20 protein-coding genes are annotated in these 15,318 nt (G+C 65.3%); 10 read left to right on the forward strand and 10 right to left on the reverse strand.

All coding sequences use genetic code 11. The features are described 5' to 3' along the window. Nucleotides 1-59: 59 nt before the first annotated feature. The 3 genes from R2733_06610 to R2733_06620 form a co-directional block, all read right to left on the reverse strand. Nucleotides 60-746 (reverse strand): hypothetical protein, encoded by a 687-nt coding sequence (locus R2733_06610; protein MEZ5376172.1) that lies wholly within the window; start codon nucleotides 744-746, stop codon nucleotides 60-62. 79 nt (nucleotides 747-825) lie between these two features. Continuing rightward, a complete protein-coding gene (locus R2733_06615) occupies nucleotides 826-2,145 on the reverse strand; it encodes an amidase (GenBank protein MEZ5376173.1) in 1,320 nt (439 codons plus the stop codon). 48 nt (nucleotides 2,146-2,193) lie between these two features. Then, entirely contained in the window at nucleotides 2,194-2,457 is a 264-nt protein-coding gene (locus tag R2733_06620; GenBank protein MEZ5376174.1) for a hypothetical protein, read from the reverse strand. A gap of 13 nt (nucleotides 2,458-2,470) precedes the next feature. On the opposite strand from R2733_06620, the gene R2733_06625 reads away from it, so the two are divergent. Next, nucleotides 2,471-3,070 carry a TetR family transcriptional regulator C-terminal domain-containing protein gene (locus R2733_06625; protein MEZ5376175.1) on the forward strand — a complete coding sequence of 200 codons (600 nt, stop codon included), beginning with the start codon at nucleotides 2,471-2,473 and terminating at the stop codon, nucleotides 3,068-3,070. Here the strand turns inward: R2733_06625 and R2733_06630 are convergent. Beyond that, complete coding sequence (locus R2733_06630) at nucleotides 3,046-3,675, reverse strand: hypothetical protein (GenBank protein MEZ5376176.1); 630 nt, start codon at nucleotides 3,673-3,675, stop codon at nucleotides 3,046-3,048. The genes R2733_06625 and R2733_06630 overlap by 25 nt on opposite strands. A 39-nt stretch (nucleotides 3,676-3,714) precedes the next feature. Between R2733_06630 and R2733_06635 the strand changes: the two genes are divergently transcribed. Genes R2733_06635 through R2733_06645 form a run of 3 tightly spaced genes read left to right on the forward strand, consistent with a single transcriptional unit; the run spans nucleotide 3,715 to nucleotide 4,969 of the window. Then, on the forward strand, nucleotides 3,715-4,122 hold the full coding sequence (locus R2733_06635; GenBank protein MEZ5376177.1) for a GNAT family N-acetyltransferase: 408 nt from the start codon (nucleotides 3,715-3,717) through the stop codon (nucleotides 4,120-4,122). A 45-nt stretch (nucleotides 4,123-4,167) separates the two neighbouring features. After that, complete coding sequence (locus tag R2733_06640) at nucleotides 4,168-4,485, forward strand: hypothetical protein (GenBank protein ID MEZ5376178.1); 318 nt, start codon at nucleotides 4,168-4,170, stop codon at nucleotides 4,483-4,485. Between the two features lie 40 nt (nucleotides 4,486-4,525). After that, the gene (locus R2733_06645) at nucleotides 4,526-4,969 is read left to right on the forward strand and encodes a ferritin-like domain-containing protein (protein ID MEZ5376179.1); all 444 of its coding nucleotides are present in this window, start codon (nucleotides 4,526-4,528) and stop codon (nucleotides 4,967-4,969) included. Between the two features lie 23 nt (nucleotides 4,970-4,992). On the opposite strand, the gene R2733_06650 is transcribed toward R2733_06645, so the two are convergent. Both R2733_06650 and R2733_06655 read right to left on the reverse strand, forming a co-directional pair. Next, nucleotides 4,993-6,060, reverse strand: coding sequence for an SIP domain-containing protein (locus R2733_06650; GenBank protein MEZ5376180.1), 1,068 nt, complete (start codon nucleotides 6,058-6,060; stop codon nucleotides 4,993-4,995). A gap of 218 nt (nucleotides 6,061-6,278) precedes the next feature. Continuing rightward, complete coding sequence (locus R2733_06655) at nucleotides 6,279-6,749, reverse strand: ArsI/CadI family heavy metal resistance metalloenzyme (GenBank protein MEZ5376181.1); 471 nt, start codon at nucleotides 6,747-6,749, stop codon at nucleotides 6,279-6,281. Between the two features lie 110 nt (nucleotides 6,750-6,859). Between R2733_06655 and R2733_06660 the strand changes: the two genes are divergently transcribed. The 4 genes from R2733_06660 to arsJ are packed head-to-tail and all read left to right on the forward strand — an operon-like array spanning nucleotide 6,860 to nucleotide 10,164. Then, entirely contained in the window at nucleotides 6,860-7,195 is a 336-nt protein-coding gene (locus R2733_06660; GenBank protein MEZ5376182.1) for a metalloregulator ArsR/SmtB family transcription factor, read from the forward strand. Between the two features lie 48 nt (nucleotides 7,196-7,243). Next, the gene (locus R2733_06665; protein ID MEZ5376183.1) at nucleotides 7,244-7,900 is read left to right on the forward strand and encodes a helix-turn-helix domain-containing protein; all 657 of its coding nucleotides are present in this window, start codon (nucleotides 7,244-7,246) and stop codon (nucleotides 7,898-7,900) included. Next, nucleotides 7,897-8,913: an ArsJ-associated glyceraldehyde-3-phosphate dehydrogenase gene (locus R2733_06670; protein ID MEZ5376184.1), complete on the forward strand. Its 1,017-nt coding sequence runs from the start codon at nucleotides 7,897-7,899 to the stop codon at nucleotides 8,911-8,913. The genes R2733_06665 and R2733_06670 overlap by 4 nt, the downstream gene beginning before the upstream one ends. Before the next feature lie 3 nt (nucleotides 8,914-8,916). Beyond that, a complete protein-coding gene (gene arsJ, locus R2733_06675; GenBank protein MEZ5376185.1) occupies nucleotides 8,917-10,164 on the forward strand; it encodes an organoarsenical effux MFS transporter ArsJ in 1,248 nt (415 codons plus the stop codon). Here arsJ and R2733_06680 read toward each other — a convergent pair. The 4 genes from R2733_06680 to R2733_06695 form a co-directional block, all read right to left on the reverse strand. After that, the gene (locus R2733_06680) at nucleotides 10,139-10,375 is read right to left on the reverse strand and encodes a thioredoxin family protein (GenBank protein MEZ5376186.1); all 237 of its coding nucleotides are present in this window, start codon (nucleotides 10,373-10,375) and stop codon (nucleotides 10,139-10,141) included. The two genes, arsJ and R2733_06680, sit on opposite strands and share 26 nt — an antisense overlap. 28 nt (nucleotides 10,376-10,403) lie before the next feature. Continuing rightward, nucleotides 10,404-11,459: a permease gene (locus R2733_06685; protein ID MEZ5376187.1), complete on the reverse strand. Its 1,056-nt coding sequence runs from the start codon at nucleotides 11,457-11,459 to the stop codon at nucleotides 10,404-10,406. A 63-nt stretch (nucleotides 11,460-11,522) separates the two neighbouring features. Beyond that, nucleotides 11,523-12,311 carry a polyphosphate polymerase domain-containing protein gene (locus R2733_06690; GenBank protein MEZ5376188.1) on the reverse strand — a complete coding sequence of 263 codons (789 nt, stop codon included), beginning with the start codon at nucleotides 12,309-12,311 and terminating at the stop codon, nucleotides 11,523-11,525. Next, nucleotides 12,308-12,907, reverse strand: coding sequence for a DUF4956 domain-containing protein (locus tag R2733_06695; protein ID MEZ5376189.1), 600 nt, complete (start codon nucleotides 12,905-12,907; stop codon nucleotides 12,308-12,310). The genes R2733_06690 and R2733_06695 overlap by 4 nt, the downstream gene beginning before the upstream one ends. Before the next feature lie 171 nt (nucleotides 12,908-13,078). Between R2733_06695 and R2733_06700 the strand changes: the two genes are divergently transcribed. Continuing rightward, nucleotides 13,079-14,590 (forward strand): CotH kinase family protein, encoded by a 1,512-nt coding sequence (locus R2733_06700; GenBank protein MEZ5376190.1) that lies wholly within the window; start codon nucleotides 13,079-13,081, stop codon nucleotides 14,588-14,590. Beyond that, nucleotides 14,587-15,279, forward strand: coding sequence for a response regulator transcription factor (locus R2733_06705; GenBank protein ID MEZ5376191.1), 693 nt, complete (start codon nucleotides 14,587-14,589; stop codon nucleotides 15,277-15,279). The genes R2733_06700 and R2733_06705 overlap by 4 nt, the downstream gene beginning before the upstream one ends. The last annotated feature ends 39 nt before the right edge of the window (nucleotides 15,280-15,318 follow it).

Consider the following 15,318-nt stretch of genomic DNA (forward strand, 5'->3'; position numbering starts at 1 on the left):
CGACGAGCGTAGGCGTCCGCCGCCGCTGCTCGACGATCGATGCCGCTCCCGGTGCCGGCTCACGACGGCGATTGGGCCTGCTTCCAGTCGGCCGCCATCATCTGGAACACCGACATGACGTCGGGCGGCGAGTAGCCCGGTTCGAGCTCCTTCCACATGGTGTGCACGGTGGCGACGAGCCGCTCGCGGTCAGACCAGTTCCAGAAGCGAGTGCCGTTGATCTCGGTGTCGAGGTCGAGCGAGGCCGCTCGAGGATCCAGTCCGGCGGCGTGGCGTGCGGTCACGCCGTCGCGAACGAGCCGGAGGTATTCGCCCACTTCGTTGGCGCCGGCGGTGTCGGTGAGGGGGCCGTGTCCGGGAACGATCACCGCTGGCTCCAGCTCGGCATTGAGGTCGCAGGCGGCGATCCAGTTGCCGATCAGCTCGACCGTTCGACCACCGACGGTCACGTTCGTGCGACCAGTGAACGTGGTGGTCACCGGCGGGACGTCGATGCCCGAGAAGTCGAACGATCCGAAGGCGGCGCGGAGGAACTCGCCGACGAGTCCGGTGGTCCCATTGACCAGACCGTTGAGGCTCGCAGCCGGCACTTCGCCGATTTCGTGGCTGGTCGCATCGGAAGTGACGAACTCGACGCCCGGCCCCGCCAACAACTGGTTGCCGTAGCAGTGGTCGCCGTTGGCGTGGGTGTTCACGACGGTGCGGATCGGAGCGTATGGGGTGAGGGACGCGATGCGGTCGAGCATCGCGTGTGGGAGCTGAAGGTCGAGCAAAGTGTCACGACTGTGCGTTCGTGATGGAACGACATGTCCGAGCCAAACGTCGTCAGGCGAAAATGTCGGGCCGATGGGCCAACCAGTCGAAACAGTCTTGGAGCTCGATCAGCAGGCGGAGGAGTGCGCCGTCGGAACCATGGCGTCCGACGATCTGCACGCCGACCGGCGCACGTCCAGGTGTCAATGGCACGGGAACCACCACGCTCGGATGCCCGCTCAGGCTGAACGGTGCCGCGAGCGTGCCGCATTGCGTGACACCGGGCTCGATTCCCAGCGGCCAGCCGGCCTGAAACGTGGCCGGCGTGATCAGGACATCGACCTCGCGAAACCAATCGGCGATCGGGGCGACAACCGCCTCGATCGTTGCGCCGGCTTTCGACCGATCCTCTGTTGACCGACCTGCGTCTCGTGCCGCAGCAGCGAAGACCTCGGCGGGAAGTTCATCCTCGGTCAGGCGACGACCGAGGCGACCCGCAACCCATTCGAAGACCGGCGGCCGAGTCGCGTCGCTCACCACTCCCAGTGCCGCGCCCACTCGTTGCCACAACGAATCGAGTGCTGGTGGCCAGCGCTCATCGACCACCCAGCCCAGATCCTCGAGCAGTGCGGCCACCGTTCGGACCGCCTGCCGACACTCGGGCTCTACGACCATGCCGAGCTCAGGATCGTGATCGAGCACGCTAGCGCGACGCTGGCGGGCAACGACCGGGGCGGGCGACGATTCCGGAGCGAGGAGTCCCAGCATCAGTTCCAGGTCTCGAGCGTCCCGAGCGAGCACGAAGTCTCGCCACCACGGACTCGGGGGCTGCCCGGCGGGAGCGACCGACTCGATCGTTCCCGCCGTCGGCACGAGGGTGGCAACGCCACACAGCGCAGCCGGGAACCGAAGCGATCCCGTGGCATCCGAGCCGTGTGCGATGGGGACCGCACCGCAGGCGACGGCGGCCGCCGCTCCCCCGCTCGATCCTCCGACCGACATTCCGACGTCCCACGGGTTCCGAGTCGGTGCGAATCCGGGCGGTTCGGTGGTGACACCGTTCGACAGCGGCGGACACGCCGACTTGCCGATGATCGAGAACCCGGCGTGCTCGAAGCGTTCGGGCAACGGCGTCGTGGACATCGATCGGCACCCGGCATCCCGAAGTGCCGCCACCCCCACCCAATGAGGCGTGCCGGCGATCTCCTGCCCGGCGTCTTTCAACAACATCGGTATACCGGATGGCGCTCGGTCGAAGAGGTCGGTGGCCAGGAACCCGAGCTGCGGGTCCAGTCGCTCGCATCGCTCGATGCCCTGGTCGCGAAGCTCGGACGGTGAGACGTCACCTGCCTCGATCGCTGCAAGCTGGGATACCGCACTCGCCCACGTCACGTGTCGAGTATGCGTCAGCGCCAGCGCCGCTCGCTGACGCAAGAGGGTCTACGAGTTCGCCGCGCTGGCCTTCGCTGCGTCCCATGCGGCAACGCGTTCGGTGTCTTCGTAGTCCTCCCAGCGCAACAGGCGGCCCCACCGCACTTCGAGGAACATCACGACGCAGTTGTTGTAGCGGTCGCCACCGCCGTCCGCATCAGGGAGGTAGTCGTGGGCCCGGACGGCGATGCGAGTGTTCCACGGCGGACCGTTCACCAGGATGTCCTCGATCTGGAACTGATTGCCTTCGTCGACGAAGCGCTGAGCGAACACTGTCGCCTCGTCGATGCCTCGGTGGGTCGCGTGTCGAGACGGCACGTCGCTGAGCCAGATCTCCGAGGCTTCGCACGCCACGATCGGATCGATCTATCACTTCTTTCCTGGCGGCAAGGAAGCGCTGGCCGTCGCCGTCGTCGAGAGCACGGGGGCGGCCTATCGGGAGCTGTTCGAGGCGATCGCCGGTGCAGCATCCAACCCAGCGCAGGCCTACGCCGACTTCTTCGCGGGAGCGGCCGCCGTACTCGAGGAAACCGACTTCATCGACCCTTGCCCGATCGGCGGCGTCGCACGCGAGGTGGCGAACACCAACGAGCCGATGCGGCTCGCGACAGCGGGAGTCTTCGATTCCTGGATCGACGCCTCGGCTCGACACCTCGGCGAGGCGGGCCTTCCCGAGGCACGGGCTGCGCAGCTCGCTCAAGTCTTCGTGGCCACGGTGGAAGGCGCGTTCGTTCTCAGCCGAGCTCAGCGTTCGACCACCGCTCTCGAAGCCGCAGGACGGACCTTCAGCGAACTGGTGACAAGAGAGCTCGCCGAAGCTCGTATCCGCGGGACCGAACTGCCGACGCCCGACCGGCCCGCTCAGGCAACGCGCCGGAAGAGGTAGGCGAAGGGCGACCGGGTGTAGGCGATGCCTCGACCGAGCTCGTGCAGTCGATCGACGGTGACGGGTTGGGGCTTCTTGGGCACGAGGTACGAGTCCAGGTCGCGGTCGCTGACGCCGTAGCCAGACGCACCACTGGAGGTGACGACTGCCGCCAACCGGTATCGCTCGTCGATCGAGGCCATCGCCGCATCACCGTGGCTGGGATTGGCCAGAAGATGGCCTCCGATGCGGAGATACCGGGTGCAGTGTTCCGAGATGAACCCTGCATAGAGCGACAGCAGAAGATCGAACGACTCGTCGGCCAGGCCGAGGTCATCGCCGTAGTCCGCACCGATGAACTCGACCAGTCGTTCCCCACCACTGACCTGGTTGGCGGCCACGATGCCGTCGACTCCTTCGCCGTCGGCAAAGAACTTCGCCGCCCGGCGATCCATGTCGACGTAGGTCACTTCCGGGAAGACGAACGAGGCGGCGACATCGACGAACGAACCCGGGTAGAGCACTCGAGTTGCGTCGACGTAGCGGTTCACGGCAACGAACAGGCGGCGGCGATCGCCATCGTGCTTGTTCTGCAATGCCCAGAGCTTCGCGGTCGCAGATTGCATTCGGCCACCATAGGCAGCGCGCCACGCGAGACTGCGACGGTGATCTCGTTTCGACGGCTGACCGAGTGTGACTTCGACATGCTCACCACTTGGCTCGGGAGCCCGCCTGTCCAGACCTGGTGGAGAAGCCCTCACGCTCGCTCGGACGTCGAGGAGAAGTACGACCCCCGAGTCCGTGGCGAGGCACCGACTGAGGTCTTCGTCGTAGGTCACCGTCACACGGACGTCGGCATCATCCAGCGATACCGGATCGCCGACCATCCCCCATGGCTCGAGATCCTTGCCGACGCGGGGTTCGATGCGTCCAGGTCGCCAGGTATCGACTACCTGCTCGGCGATCCAACGATCGTCGGCCGGGGCATCGGCACGGCGATGGTGCGTGACTCGGACGACCCTTCCGACAACGGCGAGACGGCCCTCTACCTCCGGCCTCGGCCGACACAATGATCCACAGATGTAAAGAATGCCTACCATCTGAGGTATGGTGCGGCGATGACCTCGACGCCCGCATCGATCGTCGCCGTGTGCGACGGCAAGTCATGCCGCAATCGGTCGGAGACGACCGCACTCATGCGCTCCCTCGACGGATCGATTCCGATCGTCCGCCTCAAGTGCATTGGGGCGTGCGCCGGGCCTGTCGTCGCCATCAAACCTGCCAACGGTACGCCGGTGGTCCTCACCAAGGTACGTTCTGCCAAGGAACGACGCGATGTCCTGCGAGTCGTTGCCGGAGGGTCGGTGAGCAACCGCCTGCAGCGGCGACTCGCCGGTTCGAAGGCCCAGGCGAAAGCGCAACGTCGAATCGCATGAGCGGTCGGCACCACCCCCGAAACACGAAAGGCATGCGATGGTGAACTCGCTGTTCGATCCCGACCGGTTCGTCCCGGTCCTCAACGAGATCATGAAGGCCGAACTGTCAGGGGTCGTGCGCTACACGCACTACTCACTGGTCATCACCGGGCCGAATCGCATTCCGCTCGTCGACTTCATGCGAGCGCAGGCAACCGAGTCGCTCCTCCACGCACAACAAGCAGGTGAGATCCTGACCGGACTCGGCGGCCACCCGGAACAGGGGATCGCTCCGATCGAGGAGTCGCACGACCATTCGATCGAGGTCATCCTTCACGAATCGGTGGCTCATGAGCGCCGAGCACTCGAGCTGTACCGAAAGCTGCTCGAACGAGCCGAAGGCCAATCGATCTACCTCGAGGAATACGCCCGCAGCCAGATCGGCGCCGAGGAACTCCACGTGATCGAGATGACCAAGCTCCTTCGCGACCACACGATCGGATAGGGCGGCCCACCTCGAGAATGCCGTCAATCCCCGGCCACTGCGCGCCGCCAGTAGCCGACCATCTGGACCCGCACGCCAGGGATCTCTCGTTCTGAGCGGAGAAGCTTGCGGACCGCGGTGATTTCACGCGATTCCGCAGCGCCGTATGCGTAGACCCCACTGGCCTCGATGTCGAGCTTGCGCACCGCATCGACGAGCGCCCCACCCGCGCCTCGCTCGCCGCGACGAGCGACCCAGATGACCGTGTCCTTCGGACGGGCAGGCAGATCGATGACGGGATGACCGTCGTCGGATTCGACCACCACCGTGACAGGAACTCGCAGCGCGTATGCGTCGAGGATCGAAGCAAAGGCCCCGAGACCGGTCTCGTCGCCAACCAGTAGGACTGACGAGGTATCCACCGGCGGCTCGAAGGATCGCCGAGGACCCCACAGCGCGACTTTGTCGCCGACCGTCGCTCGCCGAGCCCAACCGGAAATCGGACCATCGTGATGATGGAGCACGACCCATACGTCGAGTTCGCCGGTCTCCGGACGGAACTCCCGGCACGTGTAGTACGCCCACCCGGGCTGATCCTCGGGTGCGCGGTTGCGGTAGTCGGCAAACGACACCGGCGCGTCCAGTTCCGCTTCGTCCCGGGGACGGATCACGAGGAAGAAGTCGTCGGGCCCCAATGCAACGTGCCCCCGGAGCCCTCCGAACGTGATCTGACGGAGGCCGTCCGCACGATCACTCACCGCCACCACCTCGACCACGCGTGTCGGGATGGCGTCCCGGACTGCGAGCTCGCGTTCGATCGAGGTCAGCTCGCCGTCGGGATCAGCAGCGCGGGCGTCACCAACACAGCCCATGAGCAGGCCGTGGAGATCCGATGTGGTGGCGATCGGCGCAGGTGCCGGAACACGAACTCGCCTCGTTCCGGCCGTGCCGCAGACATCAATTTCGACACCGCCGACCCTGGCAGTGACGAGTTCGGCATCCGTCAACGCATCGTCGCCGGCGAGGTATCGGGCGAGAAAGAGCACCGTGTCGGCGTGGTTGCCGTTGAGATGCTCGAAGACGGCGGCCGCACCGACGACGGATTCGGTCATGAATGCACCTCGCTGGTTCAGAGGGGTCGGCTTGGGTGCCATCGTGTTGAACAGCAGCACACTCACGGGCAACCCGGTACAGTAGATAAGCTCTACAACTATCAGATGTTAGGCATCCTTATCAACCCGCGAGGGGCCTTCACCCGAGACACATCGACCCTGCGACGCCCGCACCACCGACGGGCCGCTGAGGTTCGATGAGAACCAGCATCACCTCGTCAGCAACACGACGCCCCTGCGCCAGCTTCGGCATCCTGGTCGACGGCGGGCGCCGGAGCACAGCATTGAACGCCGGCGTTGGCGCCGGCGACGACGTTCTGGAGTTGTTCGGCGTCGGCCCGCTTGACGTACCACTCCCACTTGTTGCCGTCGGGGGCGTACACCCAGGTCTCGGTCTTCTCGGCATAGCAGCAGACCGTCTCGTCGACGCCAGTGGTCTCGAGGCCGGAATCCGAGAGTCGGGCTTCGGCCGCCAAGACCTCGTCCGACGTTTCGGTCTCGACGCCCAGGTGGTTGATACTGCCGTTGTCGCCCGCCCCCTCGAAGAGCACCAGCTTGAGTGGCGGGTTCTCGATGGCGAAGTTGGCGTAGCCGGGTCGAATCTTGGCGGGCTCGGCGGCAAACATCTTCGAGTAGAAGTCGATGGCGTCGTCGAGGTTGTCGACGTTGAGGGCGAGCTGGAGACGCATGGGTCGGATCCCTTTCGTTCAGGCCGAGCACCGGCCCTGCCGTTTCGATGATGATCGATACGTTGCCATTCGCATCGACATATGTCAATATGTTTCCCATGGAAATCTCGATGACGTCACTCGAGGCATGCTGCGCTCCATTGTCCGATGCCGCACTCGATGACGACACGGCGAAACAGCTGGCGATCGTGTTCAAGGCGTTGGCCGACCCGGTTCGCCTCCGCCTGGTGTCGATCGTGGCGTCCGCAGCGAACGGCGAAGTGTGCGCCTGCGACTTTCCCGATCTGGTCGATCGAAGCCAGCCAACCGTGAGCCACCACCTTGGGATCCTCGTGAAGGCCGGCGTGCTCGACCGAGAGCAGCGGGGCAAATGGGCATGGTTCTCGCTACGCCAGAACCAGCTCGCAGCGTTGTGCAGCATTCTCGCACCGGCCACCCGTTGTTAACTCAATCAATGTTGACTCAATAGCCAGGGAGCGGATACCGTCCCGAGAGTGAACCTCAACCGAAGCGAACGCGCCCGCCTCCATGCCGCACTCGGCGAAGAGCACCGACTCGGCATCGTGGAAGAACTGGCGGTGTCGGATCGATCGCCGTCGGAGTTGGGTCTCCGGCTGGACCTGCCGACCAATCTGCTGGCGCACCATCTCGACGTCCTCGAAGAGGTCGGGCTCATCGAACGGTTCGTCTCCGCCGGAGACCGTCGCCGCCGGTATGTTCGCCTCGTTCGAGGACCACTCGCCGATCTGGAACTGGCGACCAATCGCCCCCGGGGGACCGTGATGTTCGTGTGTTCGCACAACTCGGCCCGCTCACAGCTCGCCGCAGCGCTGTGGCGGGACCGGACCGGTGGTCGAGCGTCGTCGGCCGGCACGGAACCAGCGGCGCAGGTGCATCCTGGTGCGGTCGCAGCCGCCAAGCGAGCCGGACTCGACCTCTCCACAAGTCGGCCACGCAAGCTCAAGGAGCCGGTGAAGGCCGGGCTGGTCGTGACGGTGTGCGATCGAGCCCACGAAGAACTCGAGCCCGAACCCGGATGGTGGCACTGGTCGCTCCCCGATCCGGTCGAGACCGGCAACGATGCCGCCTTCGACGAGGTGATCGCCGACCTCGACGCTCGCATCGCCACTCTGGGCGGAGGTGTGCGATGACCGTCCGCATCGGTATCAACGGCTTCGGCCGCATCGGACGCCTCGTCGTTCGAGGGTTGCGCCAGCATCCTGAGCTGGAGCTGGCGCACATCAACGAACCAAAGGCCGACGCCACCACCTCGGCGCACCTGTTGGAGTTCGACACCGTCCATGGCCGACTCGACGCCGACATCGCGACCGACGGCGACACCATCACCCTCGACGGCCGCACGATCACGCACAGCTCGTTCGACACGCCTGGCGCGGTGCCCTGGGCTGACCACGGGGTCGACATCGTGCTCGAAGCCTCGGGCAAGTTCCGTACCACCGAACTCCTCCAGCCCTACCTCGACGGCGGGGTACGCAAGGTGATCGTGGCGGCGCCGGTGAAGAGCGACGGTGTGCTCAACGTCGTGATGGGCTGCAACGACCACCTCTACGACCCGGCGTCGGATCACATCGTCACCGCCGCATCGTGCACCACCAACTGTCTCGCTCCGGTGGTGAAGGTGGTCCACGAGGGGATCGGGATCGAGCGGGGTGTGATCACTACCATCCACGACGTCACCAACACCCAGGTCATCGTCGACGCCCCACACAAGGACCTGCGCCGGGCCCGCTCGGCGCTGAACTCGCTCATTCCCACCTCGACCGGTTCGGCAACGGCGATCACGCTCATCTACCCCGAACTCACCGGCAAACTCGACGGCATCGCCGTCCGAGTGCCGCTACTCAACGCCTCGCTCACCGATGCCGTATTCACCGTTGCCCGAGACACCACCGTCGACGAGGTCAACGAGCTGTTCCGCACCGCGGCCGACGGCGACCTCGCAGGGATCCTCGGGTACGAGACCCGGCCACTCGTCTCGGCCGACTACGTGAACGACACTCGCTCCGGCATCGTCGACGCCCCCTCCACGATGGTCACCGACGGCCGGCTGGTGAAGGTACTGGCGTGGTACGACAACGAATACGGCTACGCGTTCCGCATGGCCGACCTCGCCGCCAGGATCGCTCGCGACCTCGGGGCCTGAGCCGTGCAACTGCGCAACTACGTTCTCGTCACCGCCGGCTACTGGGCGTTCACACTGACCGACGGCGCCCTGCGCATGCTGGTCCTGCTGCACTTCCACGACCTCGGCTACTCGCCGGTCTCGATCGCGTTTCTGTTCCTGCTCTACGAGTTCATGGGGATCGTCACCAATCTCCTCGGCGGATGGGTCGGTGCCCGCTCAGGTCTCAATCGCACCCTGCTCGTCGGACTCGGGCTCCAGATCGTCGCCCTCGCCGCGCTCACGTTCCACGATGCGTCATGGCCCGAGCTTGCGTCGGTTGGGTACGTGATGGGCTTCCAGGCGCTGTCGGGTGTGGCCAAGGACCTGACGAAGATGAGCTCGAAGAGTGCCGTGAAGTTCGTCGCCGGCGACGGCGCCCTGTTCCGGATGGTCGCCATCCTCACCGGATCGAAGAATGCATTGAAGGGCGTTGGGTTCTTCCTCGGCGCCGCCCTGCTGTCGTGGTTGGGCTACGACGCCGCGCTCTGGGCGATGGCCGGTCTCATCGCCGTCGCGCTGGTATCGGTCGGGGTGTTGTTGAACGAGGACATCGGCAAGGCCAAGAAGAAGCCGGCGCTGCGATCGATCCTGTCCAAGTCCACCGCCATCAACCGACTCTCCGCCGCACGGTTCTTCCTGTTCGGGTCTCGCGACATCTGGTTCGTCGTGGCGCTGCCGGTGTTCCTCGACGAAGTGCTCGGCTGGTCGTACGAGGGCATCGGCGGGTTCCTCGCCGCCTGGGTCATCGGCTACGGCATGATTCAGTCGATCGCCCCCCGACTGTTGCGCTCGACCAAGGGTGATCTCGACGCCGAGATCGCTGCTGCTCGCACCTGGGCGCTCCTGCTTGCCGCCGTCTCGGCGGTGATCGCCATCCTCGTCGCGCTCGACATCGCCACCACGGTGGCGATCGTCGGCGGACTGATCGTGTTCGGCGCCGTGTTCGCAGTGAACTCGTCGCTGCACTCGTACCTGATCCTGGCCTACAGCCAGGGCGACGACGTCAGCCTCGACGTCGGCTTCTACTACTCGGCCAACGCCACGGGGCGCCTCGTAGGCACCCTCCTGTCCGGCGTGCTCTACCTGTGGGGTGGACTCGACGCTGCGCTCTGGGGCTCGACCGGTTTCGTGGTCACCACGTGGCTCCTCACCTTTCGGCTCACGAGCAGCGCCGACCTCGCCTCCCATCAGGACCAGACGGCGGTCAGCGGCTCGCCAGCAGCGCTTTGATCTGATCAGCCGGAGGAACCCGGCCCGACACGACGACTTCGTCGTCGATCACCAGTGCCGGGGTCGACATCACGCCCCAGCCGACGATCTCGCCGGGGTCGGTCACCTTGTCGATCTCGAGGTCGAGGCCGAGGTCGGCGAGCGCTGTGCGCGTGTTGGCTTCGAGGTTGTTGCAGTTCACACAGCCGGTGCCGAGGATCTTGATGTCCATCACGGTGTGCCTTTCGAGCATGCCCATTTCAGAGCACGAGATTGAAGGTGAGACCGGTCGCCAGGATCCCGACGGCGACGACGCCGACGTACGTGACGATCAGCTTGGGTTTGAGCACCCGCCGCAGCAGGATCAGCTCAGGAAGCGAGAGGGCGACCACGCTCATCATGAACGCCAGCAGGGTGCCCATCGGCATGCCCTTGTCGTGGAGGACCTCGACGAGGGGCAGCACGCCGGCAGCGTTGGAGTACAGCGGGACGCCGAGTCCGACGGCGATCGGCACCCCCAGCGGACCAGCCGCGTGATCGGCGAACCACGCTTCGGGTGCCCACCCGTGGATCGCTCCGCCGAGCGCGATGCCGACGAGCAGATAGGGCCAGATCTTGCGAAGAATGGTGCGCACCTCTTCGCGACCCATCGCCAGGCGGTCGTCCCACGACAATCCCTTTGACGGGTCGATCTGTTTGCCACGGAGCTTGGTCTCGAACACGAACGGTTCCACCCACCGTTCCAACCCGAGCCGACCGAGCATGGTGCCGGCGAGCACGGCGATCAGCAGACCTGATGCGATGTAGAGGGCGGTGATCTTCCAGCCGAACAGCCCGAACAACAGCACGATCGCCACTTCGTTCACCATCGGCGACGCGATCAGGAACGACAGGGTCACACCGAGAGGGACGCCGGCGGCGACGAACCCCATGAACACCGGGACGGCCGAGCACGAGCAGAACGGCGTCACCACCCCCAACCCGGCCGCGGCGACGTTGCCGACGCCTTCGCGCCTCCCGCCCAGCAAGGCTCGAGTGCGTTCGACCGACATGAAGCTGCGCAGCACCGTCACCACGAAGATCACCCCGGAGAGCAGCAGTGCGATCTTGGTGACGTCGTAGAAGAAGAAGTGGACCGCCTGACCCCAGTGCGACGTCCGGTCCAGACCTGCGGTGTCGTAGATCAGCCAGTCCCAGAACGGCTGGTTCCAGTGGTACAACGCCCACCACACGAGCGCCGCCGCTCCGAGCGGCCCCCAACGCCGAACGGCACGACCAGTCGAGTCGTCCGTGCGCGTCGTCAGGCTCGTCGTCATCTCACCACCTCGCTCGACCGACTCATCGTCATTCGCTGAGCCGGTGTGAGATAGAGCCGAACGTCACCGACCGTGAGCGGGCACCCAGCCCAACTGATGGCGTAGAACTCGATTCCACTTGTTGGCCGGGAGCTCAGGTCGGGCCAGTGCAAGTCCCGTGCAGTACTTGCTGATGGTGGTCGTACGGTGGCCCGTCTGCCACAGCAGCCGATCGACGGCGCACGGCTTCCCGGTCGTCTTGGTTTCGATCAGAGCAAACGGTCCGAGTCCCAGGTCGCTCGAGTCCACTTGCCAGTACAACGAGGTGTCGATCGTGGCGCGCGCCGCCTCGCCGGAACCGACCAACAGCGTGGTTCGGTGATAGTTCGTCGTCAGCGTGGGCACGAGTTCGCTGGTGAAGGGCCGGGTCGCATCGATCGATCCGACAACCGCTCGCCCGAACGCCGACAGTCCGCCCTCCTCGGCCGGATCGCAGGCCTCGCGGTGCTTCACGGTCCTGCCGCGCCGGTCTCTGGTCTTCACCTCCAGCATGCACAGGTCGCTGTCGAGGTAGAGGCGGGTTCGCACCTTGAACCGCGATGGCCGGCGCCGTGCGGCGTCGAGATACGAGTCGAGCCGTGGGGTATCGAAGTACACCGAGCGGTAGCGGAACCTCGTGCGGTCGCCGATCGTCAGCACCCTGCCTTCGTCGGCGATCGCATCGACGAGTTGCGGTAGCACCGTGACGGGCACCACGTACTTTCGGTCCTTGCGGGTCTGCAGCTCGGCGGTCGCGACGAGTTCCTCCAACCCGACACCGTCAAGATGTGCGAGGAGCCCGTCGAGATCGATCCCCGTGTCCGGGAGCGTCATGCTTCGAGCTCCACTGCCTGCGACCCCGCCGAGGGCGCGATCGGCGAGGGCCCGCCAGCAATCTCGAAGCGGACATCGACGTCGGTGGTGTCGTTGACCAGGTCGACGCGGCGAACCGTGATGCGGTGCACCTTCGCCGAGAGCAAACGCTCGAGGTGCGCAATCAGCTGGTTCTCGTCGGTGAAGGCACGATCGAGGTTCATGCGCTGTGACCGGTAGCGACCAAGGAGCCGGCCATGGTCGCCGATGTACAGGACGGCGAGCAACGCGGCCATCAGTGCAGGGGCCAACCACATGGGCGAAATCGGGACGCCTCCAAGCACCCCGAGCGCCAGCGACACGAAGTAGTAGGCGACCTCGGGCTGATCGAGCTCGGAGGATCGCAGCCGGATGATCGACAGCACGCCGAAGAGTCCCAGCCCCAGTCCGGCGGTCACATCGGTCGAGGTGAAGGCCTCGGCAACCGCCAGCACCCCGATGTTGACGCCGAGATACGACACGACGAGATCACGTCGGCGGTGGCGAGGCAAGTACAGCCCGAAGGTCAGGATGGACACTGCCACCAGGTCGAGTACGAACGGAAGCGTGGTTTTCATGCGGCCCTTCTCCGAAGGTGAACGAACGGTGACGAAACGTTTAACGGGGCACCTTGTGAGATCCCTGTGAGCACACATGGAATCTTCTGACGTCCGCTCACAGAAAGTTCACAGACACCATGAAGACAATGGCCAGAGTGTGTCGGTTCGATGGTCGGTCAGGAGGTCTTCATGTCGATCAGAACAACACTCTGCGCCGTTGGCGTCGCCGCACTCCTCGTCTCCGCCTGTGGCGGCAGCGATGACCCGGCCGCCGAGGAATCCAGCGCCGAGGCAGCCAACGCTGCGTCGACGTCCGAATCGGAGACGGTCTCCGCCGATGGAACGGCGTTGTTCGACGCGTCGGTGGTCCATGACCTCGAGCTCAGCTACGTGCAGGAGGACTACGACGCAATGATCGCCACGCTCGCCGACACAGGCGAGAAGGAGTGGATCGAGGTGACGGTCACCATCGACGGCGTCACCTACGAGCGGGCCGGCGCTCGCCTGAAGGGCAACTCGTCGCTCGCCGGCCTGTCCGGCGGCTTCGGTGGAGGACCAGGAGGAGGCCTCGCTGGCGGCGACGCTGCCGATAGGCCGGAACTTCCCGACGGCGCGGGAGGCGCCGGCGGCCGACCCGGAGGGTTCGGCGGTGGTGGAGTCGGCGGCGGAGTGTCGGCAGACGACCCTGAAGGCCTGCCGTGGCTGATTCGCCTCGATCAGTTCGTTGAGGGCCAGCAACACCAGGGCTACGTGGACATCGTGGTCCGCTCGAACAACTCGCAGACCTCGCTCAACGAGGCCGTCGCGCTGGATCTCTTGCGCGAGGCAGGATTGGCCTCGCAAGAGGCTGCCCATGTCGCCTTCTCGGTCAACGGAGGTGACGCAGCGCTGCGTCTGATGATCGAGCACCCCTCCGACGATGCTTGGCAGGACTCGAGCTTCGCCGACTCGGGTGCTCTCTACAAAGCCGAGAGCACCGGAGATTGGTCCTACCGGGGTGACGACCCTGACTCGTACAACGACGTCTTCGATCAGGAGGGCGGCAAGAAGGTGGCCGATCTCACGCCGCTCATCGACTTCCTCCAGTTCATCAACGAATCCGACGACGCCACCTTTGCGGACGAGCTGGCCGATCGTCTCGACATCGAGTCGTTTGCGACCTACTTGGCCATGATGGAGCTCGTGCAGAACTTCGACGACATCGACGGACCGGGCAACAACTCGTATCTGTGGTGGGACGCATCGTCGGAGCAGTTCACGGTCGTGCCCTGGGACATGAACCTCGCATTCGGCGGACTCGGTGGAGGCGGCGGCTTCGGCGGGGGCGGGTTTCCTCCGGGGGGAGCCCCCGATGGCGCACCTGCCAATGGTGAGATTCCGGAAGGCTTCGAGCCTCCCGAAGATGGCGACCTACCTGAGGGGTTCGCCCCGCCCGAAGGCTTCGAGCAGGGCCGTGGTGGCGCCGGAGGGTTCGGACGATCGAACACGCTCGTCGAACGGTTCCATGCCAACGACGAATTCGAGGCGCTCTACCAGCAGCAGCTCGACGACCTCGAGGCGTCGTTGTTCGAATCGGGCACCGCCGAACAACTCCTGGCCGATCGAGCATCGGTACTGACCGAGCAGGCAACAGCATTGGTCGACGCTGCGACCGTCGAGCAGGAGGCCAACTCGATCGCAGAATCGATGCGTCGACAATGAGCACGGAGCCGGGACCTCGTGTGCTCGTCGTCGACGATGAGGAGAACATTCGCTTCATCGTGGAGTCGGCGCTCGACATGGCCGGCTTCGACGTGACCACGGCAGAGACCGGCTCCGAGGCGCTGAACCTGGTGACGGCGCTGCATCCGGTCGTCATCGTGTTGGACGTCATGCTCCCGGATGTCGACGGCTTCACCTTGCTCCAGCGGATTCGCGACCGTGGATCGTCGGCCCCCGTGGTGTTCCTCACCGCCCGGGATGGCACCGAAGACCGGGTGCGGGGACTCACCACGGGCGGTGCCGACTACGTGACCAAACCGTTCGCCGTGGCCGAGCTCGTCGCCCGAGTGAAGCTGCGCCTCCCCAAGCCCGGCGTGGGTGACGGGGGACGGGAACTGCGATGCGCCGACCTCACGATGGACGACGACGCCCATCGAGTCACCAGAGCGGGCGAACCCGTACAGCTCTCGCCGACCGAGTACAAGCTGCTCCACTACCTACTCGTGAACACCGGGCGTGTGCTGTCCCGTGATCAGATCCTCGACCACGTGTGGGCCTACGACTTCGACGGCGACTCTGCGGTGGTCGACACCTACATCAGCTATCTACGGCGCAAGATCGACCAGGTGGAACCGCGACTCATCCACACCATCCGTGGCATCGGCTTCTGCCTCCGAGTCGAGCCGTGAGCCCTCAGACCGTCCTCGCCGGTAGCGGTACCGAACGGC

It is taken from the genome of Acidimicrobiales bacterium (assembly GCA_041394265.1).
In the GTDB taxonomy this organism is placed as follows: domain Bacteria; phylum Actinomycetota; class Acidimicrobiia; order Acidimicrobiales; family SZUA-35; genus JBBQUN01.